Here is a 12,646-nt window from a genome sequence, read left to right on the forward strand (position 1 = left end):
GCAGATCCCGCTTTCTGCGGGATCCCCCAACGGCGGAGCATTCGTGCGCCCTGCCGACCTTGAAGGAGGAGAATGACCGATTTCGTGGCGTGGCGAAGAGGAATCCCACCTTGGATAAAGTGACTGAATATCAGGACGTTGCTTTAGGCCTCCAGTTTTTATGTGCCGAACTATAGACATACATCCCTCGGCATGTGCAGAAATATGCACGTAGTGTTCGAACGCGATTCGCCCCTCAGATATGCCTGGCGCTGGATAGTTGCGGTCGTTGCAAGCGTTGCTGCGGCGGGTTGGCTTGCCGGATTGGCCGCCGCGCAATTCACGCAGGATGCGGCCGCATCACGCATGGCAACCGAAGCACAACTGCGCGCCTCGCTGCTGGAAAGCGAAGTTGCGCGATACCGGCTTCTGCCGACGCTGCTGGCGAACGATGTCGACGTGTTGCGATCCGTGGATGATGCGCCAGGCGCACGCGAGACGCTCGATGCACAGTTTGCCCAACTCGCCGATGCAACCGGGGCAGCGGCCATTTTCCTGCTGGCACCCAATGGGGATACGATCAGCGCCAGCAACGCGAACACTTCGATGAGCTTTCTTGGCCAGAATTTCGCCTTTCGCGAATATTATCGCGAGGCGCGCCGCGGCGGCACCGGTATCGATTATGCCCGGGGAACCGTAAGCGGCAGGCCCGGACTGTTCCTCTCCCGGGGAACTGCCAACGGCGGCGTGGTCGTCGTCAAACTCGAATTCGATGAGTTGGAAGCCCAATTGGCTCGTGGGGGAGGGGCCACCATGGTCGAGGGGCAGAACGGGACTGTCTTGATCACCAGCGATCCTGCCCTTCGTTTCCGCTCCAGCGACGCGGGCAGTGAAGAGGGCGATCTCTCGGCGCTGCTGGGCGGCGCGCAAATCGCCGCTGCCGTCCCGATCGCCGTTGAAGGCTGGAAGCTCGTCCATGCAGAACCGCGCGCAGTGGCGCTTGGCGGAGTGGTGCCGATCGCCCGCCTCGCCGGCGCGCTGGCGGCGCTGGCGGTGCTTGCGCTGACGTGGATCGTTCTCGCGCGTCGCCGCCGACGGGTCGACATGGAGCGCGCGCGGATAGCACGCACGGCGGAACTCGAATCCGAAGTGGAGGCCCGCACTCGCGCTCTCCGGCTGGAAATGGACGAACGGGCAGCAAGCGAGGAACGTGCCGCCGCGCTGCGGGAGGGGCTGCGTCAGGCAAACCGCCTCGCCACGCTGGGACAGGTTACGGCCGGGGTCGCCCATGAAACCGCACAGCCGGTCGCCGCGATCCGGACCTATGCCGCCAATGGCGTCACGCTGTCCGAAAGGGGAGACAGCGCGGGTGTGTCCGAGAACTTCGTCGCCATTTCACGCCTGGCAGACAGGATCGGAAAGATCACTGCAGAGCTTCGCAATTTCTCCCGAAAGCGGACCGACAAGCTTGAAGATGTACGATTGAGCGACGCCATGGCAGGGGCGCAACTCATTCTCAAAGAGCGGTTGCGGCCGATCGAGCTCGATCTCGCACCCGAAATGGAGACACTGACGGTTCGCGCCGGCCGGGTTCAGCTGGAGCAAATCCTGGTCAATCTACTGCAGAATTCTGCCGAGGCGCTGGTTGATGTGCCGGATGCAAAGGTCACGATAAGTGTACGAAAAGAAAACGGAATGATTGTCATGAACGTTGCCGACAATGGTCCCGGTCTGTCGAAAGCGATGATTGCGCGACTGTTCACTCCGTTTTCCACCGAGCGTGAGGGCGGGCTGGGGCTTGGCCTGGTGATCGCCCGTGACCTCGCGCGAGATATGGGCGGAGATCTTCGTCACGTCGCCAATGGCGGGAAGGGTGCGGCGTTCGAGCTTACCTTGCGCCCGGCAGGAGAAGTGCCGTGACGTCTCGCGGACCGGTGATGGTCGTCGACGATGATGCGGATCTGCGCGCATCATTAAGCCAGATGCTGACACTCGCCGGATATGAGGTCAGCGAGGCGCGCGACGGCGCCGAAGCGTTGCGGGCGCTAAGTCGCGAATTCGCCGGACCAATCGTCAGTGACATCCGCATGCCGGGAGTGGACGGGATCGAGCTGCTAGAGGCAGTGTGCGACATGGATCCCGAACTCCCGGTGATCCTGCTTACCGGTCATGGCGACGTTGCGATGGCGGTAGACGCCCTGAAATCAGGGGCTTGGGATTTCCTGACCAAACCCTTCGACCCGCACGAGCTTGAAGGGGCCGTATCGCGCGCGGCGGACAAGCGGCGACTGGTCATGGAAAACCGCCAGCTAAAGGCCGTGGCGGGGAAGGGGGCGCAGACATCCCCGATCATCGGGCATTCTGCCGCTATCGAACAAGTGCGCCAGACGCTGGCGGCGCTAGCCCCGACGCCGATCGATCTGCTGATCGAAGGGGAAAGCGGAACGGGAAAGGAACTTGCGGCACGGGTGTTGCACCATGATTCCCGAAATTCCCGGCGGTTCGTTGTGCTGCCCTGTGCAGGCATAACGGAAGCAATGGCGCAGGATCGGTTGTTCGCGCCCGATGGCCCCATTGCCGATGCGCAAGGCGGCACGCTCTTCATCGATGACCTGCATCGTGCAGGGCCGCTGCTACAGTCTCGCCTCGCGGAATTTGCGGAGACGCGCCAGCTCGGCACTCTCGATCGGGATCAGGCGCTCAGCGTGGCCTGCCGGGTAATCACAACGGTGGCTCACCGTGACGATCTCGCCAAGATCGATCCCGCCTTGCTCTATCGCGTATCCAGCATGCGCATAACGCTGCCGCCGTTGCGCGAGCGTCGAGAAGACATTCCGTTGCTGCTTACCCATTTTCTGGGAGAGGCGGCCCAAAAACATGGGCGTGATCCGATCCAGCCCGATCGGTCCACGTTGGATTGGGCGGCGGGCCATCGATGGCCCGGCAACGTCCGCGAGCTCGAAAATCTGGCCGAACGCATGATCCTTGGGCTGGAAACAAGTTTTGGCGTTGGAGAGCAAACGCAAACATTGCCGGAGCGGCTCGAGGCTTTCGAGCGCAACCAGATCATCGCCACGCTGGCCGCGTCAGGTGGCAGCGTCGCCAAGACGATCGAGCGCCTCGGCATTCCGCGCAAGACGTTTTATTACAAGGCGAACAAGCTCGGCATCGATCCAGCGCAGTTCCGCGGAGACTGAATCAGACGATCGCTTGTCAGAATTTCGCTTGGGGTGTTTGCACGGGTGTCCGATCCTGGACGGACCGCCAGAAATCCAAAATTGATAATATATATTATGTTAAATTGAGTGCGGGTCGAGTTAGCGTACGATGTCGACGAATAAAATGACGATGGCGAATATACCCGCCCATGCACCGGCCATATAAAGACCTTTCTTCCAGTTCACGTCGTGCGAGCGAAATGCCGATGCGACCAGTATCAGAAAGCCGGTCAACGAAATCAGCGACACGATCTGATACTCGTTCATACTTCGAGGCCCAGTCCATCGAAGCCGACCACGACGTCTTTGGGGACTTCATCGCACAGCGTTCGATAGTCCATGCTGTTGTCCATATGAGTGAGGACGGTCTTCCGAGCCTTAATCTTGCGCGCAAGCTCTATGGCCATATCGAGATGCGCATGTGTTGGATGAGGACGGCGGCGCAGACAGTCTACGACCAGAAGATCAGGACCCTTGAAGCATTTGATCATTTGCGGAGTGATTTCGCTGAAATCCGTCGCGTAGACGAGAGATTTGCCATCTGCTTCAAAGCGAAATCCGGTGCTTGTTACCGGCCCGTGCGGCATCTCCACGAACTGAAAGGAAAATCCCGCAACCAGCTGAGCATCTTTGACATTCTTCAGACCAATCAGTGTGGGATATCCGAACTGGCCCTCGAATATATAGTCGAACCGCCGACGCAGTCGCTCGCACGTTCCTGTGTTGGCAAAGCCTGGTAAGGGATTGCTTCGATCGTAACGCATGACGCGAAGATCATCGATCCCGTGGCAGTGATCGGCATGATCATGTGTCCAGAAGACGGCGTCGACCTTTTCGATGTCATTTGCCAGCAGTTGGGCCCGCAGATCCGTCGATGTGTCGACGAGGATTCGCTGTCCTGAATCATTCTCGACGATGATCGACACGCGGGTACGGCGGTTGCGCGGTTCGTTCGGATCGCATTCGCCCCAGTCGTTTCCGATGCGGGGCACCCCGGTGGAGGTACCCGAACCGAGCATAAGGAGCTTCACGGTACCGCCTTGCTGAAGAGCGCATAAAAATTCCGGGTCGTGTATTCAGCCAGGCTGTCGAGACTTTCGCCGCGAAGGTCCGCCAGGAATGTTGCGGTATCATGCACGAAACCGGGTTCACATGTCTTGCCACGGTGAGGAACCGGAGCAAGGAACGGGCTGTCGGTTTCGACCAGTAGACGGTCTTGGGGAATGGCTTTGGCAAATTCCTGCAGATCGCGAGCATTCTTGAACGTAACGATGCCCGATATGGAAATGGACAGCCCAAGATCGAGTACCTGCCGACCAAAGTCGGCCGATGCAGTGAAGCAGTGAATGAGGGCCGGAAAAGCCCCCTTCCCCATTTCATCCTTAAGGATGGCAAGAGTGTCATCCTCTGCATCACGCGTGTGAATGATTACAGGAAGTTGCAGCTCTCGCGCGACATCGATGTGAAGTCGAAACAGGCCCTTCTGCGCCTCGCGGTCGGAATGATCATAGTAATAGTCGAGACCGGTTTCGCCGATACCGATGACCTTCCCACCCTTCGCCGCTGCCAGGAGGTCAGCCCTTTCGAGCTCTGAATGCTCATCCGCATGATGCGGGTGAATGCCGACACTGGCGTAAACATCCGCCGTTTTCTGCGCCGTGCCGACGACCTGCGCCCATTCGGCTTGTTTCGTCGAAATATTGAGAAAGGCCTGAACCCCTACACCGCGCGCACGATCGAGCACGGCTTCCTGTTCGTCGACCAACCCCTCATATTCCAGGTGACAATGGCTATCGACCAGCATCACGCAGCCTCTTCAGTGGGAAGTTCCAGGCGCGGAAAGATAGGGTTAGGTTTGTCGATCGCGTGCTCGGCGGCTACCAATTCGCCAAACCAGCTTTGGTCCAAAAGATCGGCGTAACTACGGCGATCGGTTGAAATGCCGAGCTGATCAAGCACCGCAACTGCTTTTTCCGGTACGACCGGTTGGATCGCAATAGCGAGATCGCGGATAGCAATAAACAAGGTCTGCAGTACCGCCTTCATCCGCTCGGGGTCTGCTTTCTTGAGCGCCCAGGGCGCCTGTTCATCGACATAGGCATTGCAGGCATAAACGGCCCTGAGCCAGGCTTCGATCCCAACCGAGAAGTTCAGCTTCTCGAACTCTCGTGGCAGTTCGGTAGCGCACGCGTCAGTGACCTTTGCCAGAAGCTCATCATCGGCGGGCTGCGTTTCGAACTGCTCCAGCTTCCCATCCATATTCTTGGCGATCATCGACAGTGTACGCTGTGCGAGATTGCCGAAGCTGTTGGCGAGTTCAGCATTCACCTTGTTTACAAGAGCTTCTGCCGAATAGCTGCCGTCCTGGCCGAAGGTTACTTCTGCCAGAAGGAAGTAGCGCAGCGCATCGACGCCGAATGTTTCGGCGAGTTCCATCGGGTCGGTGACATTCCCGAGCGACTTCGATTCCTTCACACCCCGGTTGAGCAGGAAGCCATGGCCGAACACCTTCTTCGGCAGCGGCAGATCCGCGCTCATCAGGAAAGCCGGCCAGTAGATCGTGTGGAAGCGAACGATGTCCTTGCCGATCAAGTGCAGATCGGCAGGCCAGAACTTGTCCCATAATTCGCCACCATCCGGATAACCGAGGCCGGTGATGTAGTTCGTCAGAGCATCCACCCAGACGTACATCACGTGGCCGTCATTATCGGGAACCTTCACACCCCAATCGAAGCTGGTTCGGCTGACGGACAAATCCTGTAATCCGCGCTCGACGAAAGCGACCATTTCGTTACGGCGACTCGCCGGCTCGATGAAGCCTGGCGCGTTCAGCACGTCCAGAAGCGGTTCGGCATATTTGGACAAACGGAAGAACCATGTCTCTTCCTCCGTCCATTCGACAGGTGTTCCCTGCGGGGATAGCTTTTCGCCCCCCTCCCCTTCGACGAGTTCCTTTTCGTCGTAGTAAGCCTCGTCACGAACGGAATACCAACCTTCGTAGCGGTCGAGGTAAAGATCGCCTTTGGCTTCCATCGCCCGCCAGATTGCCTGGCTGGCGCGATGATGATCGTCATCGGTCGTTCGAATGAAGCGATCATAGGATATGTTCAGAACATCGAACAATTCCATGAAATACCCGGACATTTCATCAGCAAGCTCACGCGGACTCTGGCCCAGATCGCGAGCTTTCTGCGCCATTTTCAGACCGTGCTCGTCTGTTCCGGTTTGAAAACGGACGTCGCGCCCGCGCAAACGCTGGAAACGGGCGACAACATCTGCTGCAATCGTCTCATAAGCATGGCCAATATGCGGCTTGCCATTGGGATAGTGGATTGCGGTGGTAAGGTAATAGGGTTCAGCCATCGGCTCGCTCGCTAGCGGTGGCAGCGTTGGCGAGCAAGGTACCGATTTCCATTGCAAGCAATCCGGCGTCGAAATTATAGGTCGGTTGTTCGCCGGTGAGGCGGACCAGTTCACTGTGCGTGTCGATTATCCGGCGCGGGTCGGACAGATTGTTCTCAAGCCTCTGACCCACGACCGATCGCGCAAGTTCCAGCACGGCGCGGATGCGGTTGCGATCGGGGCGTCCGCCGATCAGGCCAGCCAGTGTCCCGCGCATTCGAAAATCGGGGTCACCCCGATCCAGAATAGCGCGCATTTCCTGGGCGACTTTGCCGAGTTCCATATCGACGAATTCGAGAGCGGCACCGGGCGACCCTGCTGCCGCGGCAATCGCTGCAGACCGGGTGGCATCGTCAGCGCCTGGGGACAACTGGGTCAGCAGCCGGTCCATCTCGTTATCGCTGACGGTCGGGAAGCGAAGGACGCGGCAGCGCGAACGGATCGTGGGCAGTAGCCGGGCAGGACTATGCGCAACCAGGAGGAAGTACGTGCCGACGGGCGGCTCCTCTAGGCTCTTCAGCAGAGCGTTCGCTGCGTTTCGCTCGAGATCGTCCGCCGGGTCGATAATGATCGCCCGCTTTTCGCCCATGGTCGGCCGCGTGCTCAGCCGGCTTTGCATGGCGCGGACTTGGGAAATCCGAATTGAGCGAGCCAGTTCGAAGGACTTTCCTTCGGCGCGTTTACGCTCTTCCTTGTCGTCCTTCGGCGCGAAGGAGAGGACGTGAATATCGGGATGCTGGTCTGCCTGTCCATCGGCCCCGACCAGTTCGCGAGCAGCGGCAAGCGCGAATGTGGCCTTGCCGACGCCGCGCCGACCGGCGAGCAGCCATGCATGATGCATTCTGTCCCCGGCCATGGCCTTGTGCCATTCGCGCCAAGCCGCATCATGGCCAAGCAGGGTCACGCCGTAACCTCGAACCGCTGCGAAATGGCAGCGATAACCTGCTGATGAACCTCTTCGATCGATCCGGAACCATCGATGACAGCAAACCGGTCCGGTTCGGCGTGGGCAAAATCGCGAAACGCCGCGTTCACCGCAGCGTGGTAATCTGCGGCTCGCCCGCCAATGGCGTCGCTCGTGTCGCCATCACGCTTTGCCAGCCGCGCGGCGACCGCATCATTCGGCGCATCGATCAGGAGCGTCAGATCGGGAAGCAGCCCGGCGCTACCGATCCGGTGAAGCTGGCTGACTTTATCGTCGCCCAATCCACCCGCGATCGCCTGATAGGCACGGCTCGAATCGATAAAGCGATCACACACAACCCAGGATCCCGCCTCGAGCGACGGCCGGATCCTGCGCGCGACGTGATCGGCGCGGGCGGCAGCGAACAGCAGCGCTTCGGCCTCGGGAGTCCACCCCTCCCCCGGAGGTGACAAAAGCAGATTGCGGATAGCTTCCGCGCCTAGAGTGCCGCCGGGCTCGCGCGTCAATTCAACCTTGATTCCATCCCGCTGCAGCAAATCCGCGAGCAATCTGGCCTGGGTCGACTTGCCCATCCCCTCGCCGCCTTCGAAGGCGATGAAGCGGCCACGGGTCACGTTGCCCAACCCTTGAAGGCATTGAACACACGCTGGAGCGCAGTCGCTTCGATGACCTCTTCACCTGCAACCAAAGGCACGCGGTGCTGGGGCATGCCGGCGATGGAGACGACCAGTTCGGCCACCTCCTCCCCCTTGGCGACAGGCGCCTGTAATGGCCCTTCGTATCGCAAGGACAGGGAAACGTCCGGATTGCTGCCACGGGGAATGGATATTCGCACGCCGCGCGGGGCGATCAGCCTGACTTCGGATACTCCGCCGTCCTGTACCTGCGCGCTGGCCACGCGCTCCCCTTCTCCGAACAGGACGCGGCTTTCGAAATTGCGAAAACCCCATTCGATGAATTCACGCGCCGCCTTGTTCCGGCCCCTGCCGGTCGGACTCGCTGCGACGACCATCACAAGCCTCTGACCATTCCGCTTCGCCGAGCCGAGAAAGCCGTAGCCTGCCTGATTGGTAAAGCCCGTCTTGATACCATCGGCCCCTTCGACGACGCCGGAGATGGGGTCGTGATTGCGCTGTTCGATGCCGTTGTATTTCAAACCCGTCGCGCCCACGAAATGCCGATATTTGGAGGGATGCCGCGTGACCATTGCTTGCGCCAGCGTGCCGAGATCGCGGGCGGTCACAAAGGTCTTTCCGCCGTCCATCCAGCCATTGGGCGTCCCGAAATGGCTATTCGACATTCCGATCGCATGAGCCCTCGAATTCATCGCGGCGACCCAGTCCTCGACCGATCCTGCCGCACCTTCTGCCAGCACGACGGCTCCGTCATTGGCTGAAACGGTGGTGATGCCATGCAAGAGATCGTCGACCGTCACGCGAGCGTCGGCGGGGAGAAACATGGTCGAACCCTTGCGGTTCCATTTGCGGAACGTGTCCGGTCGAACACCATAGACTTGTTGAGGGAACAGACGGCCCTCTTCCATCCATTCGAACGCCAGGAACGTGGTCATCACTTTGGTGATGGACGCCGGCATGAAGCGGCGATCAATGTCGCGCTCGTACAGCACCTGTCCGCTGGACGTATCGAGCAGATAGGCGATCGGCGCATCCTGCACATCGGGAATCCGCGCAGTCACCTTGTTCTGCGCACCCAGAGGTGTTGCGATAAGAATCGTCGTCAGCAGAGCCAGCGACATCAGGCGGTTACGCAAGTTTGCTCCCGTGCCGGGCGAGAGCCGCGGCCTGTCAGTCCAGTGAATGTATCAGAGCATCGCTATAACCGCGCGCGCGCAGCTTGGCGAGCGCCTGTTCGGCCTGTCCACGGCTTGTGAAAGGTCCGACGCGGACAAGGGAGAACCGCCCGCTGGTAGCGATGCTGCCATCGACCTCACGGGCAAGCTTCTCGGCATTGGTGCGGATGGCAAAAGCACCGAGCTGCACGACATAGCCACCCTCCGCAGATGGCAGGTTCGATGATTGGGCCGGTTCAGCAGCGACTTCACCCTCTTCGGCCAATTCGACACCTGGCGTCATGGGCGCGGCGACTGCGGCAGGCTCGACGTCCTCCGACTCAGTCCGCTCTGACGTCATGACGGCTTCGCTTGTCGGGTCGATTGCCGTCACGATGCTTTCGGTTGGTTCCTTGCCGCTGACCATAGCCTGGCGCGGATCGCCAAGCGGCGCGGCGCCCTGTTCCGGCAAGCGTCGGCGCAGGACCTCGAGCAGACCAGCGGGCGTGTTCATGCGAAGGGGGGCTTCATTTCCGGCGCGAAGGTCCGCCCGATGGTCTTCGGGCGGATTTACGCGTCGCATGCGGATCGGTGCTCCTGCGACAACGCCCAACTGCGCCAAAGCGGGTGCAGACAGGGCCACCAGGCCGTCGCCGGTCATCGGCCCGCGCCGTTCAAGCCTAACGAGGATTGTTCGGCCGCTATCCAGCGATGTCACCTCGACATAACTGGGAAGCGGCAGGATGCGGTGCGCTCCGGTTATGCCCGACGCGCCAGGGGCGTCTTCGGTCACATAGCCGACCTGATCGTAATTCATCGTGTCGATCGGCGTGTAAGTAACGCCGTCGATCACATAAGGCTCGCCGATTACCACCGGGTAATCCGCTGCCGGACCGGTCCTGACAGACGAGGAGGTATCGTCCGGCTGGACCTTCGCATAGCTCACGCCACCGGCAGGCGCGAGCGCGGCCAATGCAGTGACTACGGCAAGCGTAGTCTTAATTGGCGATTTCATCAGCGAGCAGCCCCACACTCATCGCGTAATAGTTCGAGCAATTATACTCGAGGATAACCCGATAGTTCGAAGTCAGCAGCCACGCCGGCGTGCCCGGCCCGTCAGGCTGGAACAGCGTCGCGAGCGTATCATCACCAATCCCGCGTTGTGGTTGGATGCCGAGGCTGCGCCATTCGCGGACCGGCTTGTAAACGCTATGGCGCTCGTGAACGCGCGAGCAGACGGGAGCAACGATGGGGCTGCGGTAGGCGTTCACATTGAAGCCAGAGGGAACCGAGGCGCGTACACCCCAGGGTTGACCGGTGCGCCATCCGGCATCGCGGAAATAATTGGCGATAGAGGCCAGCGCATCAGCGCTGTTATTCATGATATCTGCCCGGCCATCACCATCGCCATCCGTAGCGAGCCGCAGATAGACCGACGGCAGGAATTGCGGATTACCGAACGCACCTGCCCAGCTGCCTTTCAGTTCGTTACGCGAGTAGCCCTTGTCAGCCACTTTCATGAGCGCAACCCATTCGCTCGCAAACAGATCGCGGCGGCGACCTTCCCAAGCGAGGGTAGCCAGCGATTGCGACAAGTCGAAACCACCCTTCACGGCACCGTAGGCTGTTTCATGCCCCCAGATGGCGACGAGAATTTCGGCCGGAACGCCATATTGCCGTTCGATCGCCCGTAAAGGGCCAGACCAGGTCGCGCGGGCACTGCGCCCACCACTAATCCGTGCCGAATCGACATGCGTGGCGATGTAGGGCGCGAGCGGAGGATAGCCGGAGCCACTCGACGAGCCAGGCTGGCTCTGATCGAGTTCGATCACACGACTGCTTGGCTGGAGACCCGACGTCATTCGTTGCAACGTAGCCTCGCTGACCCCTTCCGCCCGCGCGCGCGCGATGAGCAATTGCAGGTAGGCATCGAAACTCAGATTGTCCTGAGCATTCGCCGGCAAGCCTGGGAGCGCGAGTGCTAACGCCCCGAGGGCGGCTAAAAATCTTTGAAAAATCATGAGGAGGTTGTCGCAGAGTGAAGCTGAACGGCAAGTGTCATCTGTCGTGTACGGAGAACCCGCTATCGATGTTCCCGCAAAGACGTGACAAATCGAAAAGATACGACTAGCTAGCCTCGGCTCGCGGACAGGTGGCAGAGCGGTTGAATGCACCGGTCTTGAAAACCGGCAAGGGTGCAAGCCCTTCGTGGGTTCGAATCCCACCCTGTCCGCCACCACCCCGTCCTTCTGTAGCAGAAAAACCAACTCTTCCTGCTATTCCGCGAACTGGACTTCGATCTCCTTCTGAAAATCCATTTCGCTCGCTGAACAAGTGATCGTCGTAGTGCCTGGCACGGGATTTTCGATGTAGCTATCCGGATTGTCACCTTCTGCGAACTGTGCGCCCGGAACAAGGCGCCGCGGCTGGTAAACCTTTCCGTCGCTATCCGTAAAAGCGTTCATGGAGTAATCCGGAACATATTCGGCTTCCTTTATCCCGACAGAAAGAAATCGAGAACGCACCTCGTCCACCGATCCTCGCACTGCGATGGAAATGAACGTGGGTGGAGCAGTTCCAGGACCACGACCGAAGGGCTCCATGGCACCGCCGTCGGGCGACGACTCCCAGCCTCCTAACCTTACAATATCGAAACCAAGCAAGGACATCGGTCGCGTCGGCACGAAAAATGCGATGCCATCGCCTCCGCCGTCCGTCTCAGCGATCGCATGCCGCCGCAGCAACGCATTCATTGCTACAGAGGCCTGAGGAAGCCGGACACAACTAACTTGTTCTAAAAGCGCTCGCTCAAGAGGCGATTCCGCCGGTTGCTGGTCAACCGCTTCGATGTCGTCCGCCGATGCTTCTGTTGACCCCGATCCACACGATACAAGAAAAAAAGCAGCAAGCGCGCAGGCATTACTAAGAAATCTCAATTCTACCCCCAAATTTTTATTCCGACATTGTATGAATATAGTTCTTTGCTGCTTGCCGAGCGGCGTTCGGATGACCATCCTCTAAAAGAGGAAGAAAGTATCCGTGTAATCGGCGAAGCCTCTCAACATCGATCGCATGGAGATTGCCTCCATAGTGAACGTAGGAAGGTCGTATCGTCGTGCGACGGGGCCGTAAGCTGCCTCAAGTCGGGTGCCATGCAGCGATCCTATCTATTCCTGAAAAGATTTTCGCGGCATTTCGAGCGTTCAATAAAGCTTTCCGCAACGTTAGGACATCGATCGTCTCTGGCGATACTTCACTATACGGAGATTGCTCGCCAATAGGTGAAACAGCAGGTGCGGTGACTGTCGACTGCCTTGGCTGTCGAAGATGCCA

At 59.4% G+C, this 12,646-nt stretch carries 12 protein-coding genes and 1 tRNA gene; 3 read left to right on the plus strand and 10 right to left on the minus strand.

The window, feature by feature from the left end:
* Positions 1-213: 213 nt before the first annotated feature.
* Both ACIGGE_RS13350 and ACIGGE_RS13355 read left to right on the plus strand, forming a co-directional pair.
* Positions 214-1,899, plus strand: a complete 1,686-nt coding sequence (locus ACIGGE_RS13350; protein ID WP_397490710.1) for an ATP-binding protein — start codon at positions 214-216, stop codon at positions 1,897-1,899.
* Positions 1,896-3,176 carry a sigma-54-dependent transcriptional regulator gene (locus ACIGGE_RS13355; RefSeq protein ID WP_397490711.1) on the plus strand — a complete coding sequence of 427 codons (1,281 nt, stop codon included), beginning with the start codon at positions 1,896-1,898 and terminating at the stop codon, positions 3,174-3,176. The genes ACIGGE_RS13350 and ACIGGE_RS13355 overlap by 4 nt, the downstream gene beginning before the upstream one ends.
* 120 nt (positions 3,177-3,296) lie before the next feature.
* Here ACIGGE_RS13355 and ACIGGE_RS13360 read toward each other — a convergent pair whose 3' ends face one another.
* From ACIGGE_RS13360 to ACIGGE_RS13400, 9 genes are read right to left on the minus strand one after another with little or no spacing between them, the layout of a single operon-like run.
* Positions 3,297-3,464 carry a hypothetical protein gene (locus tag ACIGGE_RS13360; protein ID WP_196846170.1) on the minus strand — a complete coding sequence of 56 codons (168 nt, stop codon included), beginning with the start codon at positions 3,462-3,464 and terminating at the stop codon, positions 3,297-3,299.
* Positions 3,461-4,228: an MBL fold metallo-hydrolase gene (locus ACIGGE_RS13365; protein WP_397490712.1), complete on the minus strand. Its 768-nt coding sequence runs from the start codon at positions 4,226-4,228 to the stop codon at positions 3,461-3,463. The genes ACIGGE_RS13360 and ACIGGE_RS13365 overlap by 4 nt, the downstream gene beginning before the upstream one ends.
* Positions 4,225-5,001: a TatD family hydrolase gene (locus ACIGGE_RS13370; RefSeq protein WP_397490773.1), complete on the minus strand. Its 777-nt coding sequence runs from the start codon at positions 4,999-5,001 to the stop codon at positions 4,225-4,227. Before ACIGGE_RS13370 ends, ACIGGE_RS13365 begins: the two co-directional genes overlap by 4 nt.
* Positions 5,001-6,560 (minus strand): methionine--tRNA ligase, encoded by a 1,560-nt coding sequence (metG, locus tag ACIGGE_RS13375; RefSeq protein WP_397490713.1) that lies wholly within the window; start codon positions 6,558-6,560, stop codon positions 5,001-5,003. Before metG ends, ACIGGE_RS13370 begins: the two co-directional genes overlap by 1 nt.
* Positions 6,553-7,503, minus strand: a complete 951-nt coding sequence (locus ACIGGE_RS13380) for an AAA family ATPase (RefSeq protein WP_397490714.1) — start codon at positions 7,501-7,503, stop codon at positions 6,553-6,555. Before ACIGGE_RS13380 ends, metG begins: the two co-directional genes overlap by 8 nt.
* Positions 7,500-8,138, minus strand: coding sequence for a dTMP kinase (gene tmk / locus ACIGGE_RS13385; RefSeq protein ID WP_397490715.1), 639 nt, complete (start codon positions 8,136-8,138; stop codon positions 7,500-7,502). The genes ACIGGE_RS13380 and tmk overlap by 4 nt, the downstream gene beginning before the upstream one ends.
* Positions 8,135-9,295, minus strand: coding sequence for a D-alanyl-D-alanine carboxypeptidase family protein (locus ACIGGE_RS13390; protein WP_397490716.1), 1,161 nt, complete (start codon positions 9,293-9,295; stop codon positions 8,135-8,137). Before ACIGGE_RS13390 ends, tmk begins: the two co-directional genes overlap by 4 nt.
* Before the next feature lie 34 nt (positions 9,296-9,329).
* Positions 9,330-10,328: an SPOR domain-containing protein gene (locus tag ACIGGE_RS13395; protein WP_397490717.1), complete on the minus strand. Its 999-nt coding sequence runs from the start codon at positions 10,326-10,328 to the stop codon at positions 9,330-9,332.
* Entirely contained in the window at positions 10,312-11,334 is a 1,023-nt protein-coding gene (locus tag ACIGGE_RS13400) for a lytic transglycosylase domain-containing protein (protein WP_397490718.1), read from the minus strand. Before ACIGGE_RS13400 ends, ACIGGE_RS13395 begins: the two co-directional genes overlap by 17 nt.
* Before the next feature lie 125 nt (positions 11,335-11,459).
* Here ACIGGE_RS13400 and ACIGGE_RS13405 point away from each other — a divergent pair.
* Positions 11,460-11,549: transfer RNA gene (locus ACIGGE_RS13405), tRNA-Ser, on the plus strand.
* Between the two features lie 40 nt (positions 11,550-11,589).
* On the opposite strand, the gene ACIGGE_RS13410 is transcribed toward ACIGGE_RS13405, so the two are convergent.
* Positions 11,590-12,249 carry a hypothetical protein gene (locus ACIGGE_RS13410; protein WP_397490720.1) on the minus strand — a complete coding sequence of 220 codons (660 nt, stop codon included), beginning with the start codon at positions 12,247-12,249 and terminating at the stop codon, positions 11,590-11,592.
* Positions 12,250-12,646: the final 397 nt, after the last annotated feature.

Origin of the sequence: Qipengyuania sp. NPDC077410, assembly GCF_044543405.1 — a bacterium.
Classification (GTDB): Bacteria; Pseudomonadota; Alphaproteobacteria; order Sphingomonadales; family Sphingomonadaceae; genus Qipengyuania; species Qipengyuania pacifica.

Coding starts and splice junctions, on each gene's coding strand:
- ACIGGE_RS13360 (WP_196846170.1), bottom strand. CDS start 3,464: ATGAACGAGTATCAGATCGTGTCGCTGATTTCGTTGACCGGCTTTCTG.
- ACIGGE_RS13370 (WP_397490773.1), bottom strand. CDS start 5,001: ATGCTGGTCGATAGCCATTGTCACCTGGAATATGAGGGGTTGGTCGAC.
- metG (WP_397490713.1), bottom strand. CDS start 6,560: ATGGCTGAACCCTATTACCTTACCACCGCAATCCACTATCCCAATGGC.
- ACIGGE_RS13395 (WP_397490717.1), bottom strand. CDS start 10,328: ATGAAATCGCCAATTAAGACTACGCTTGCCGTAGTCACTGCATTGGCC.
- ACIGGE_RS13400 (WP_397490718.1), bottom strand. CDS start 11,334: ATGATTTTTCAAAGATTTTTAGCCGCCCTCGGGGCGTTAGCACTCGCG.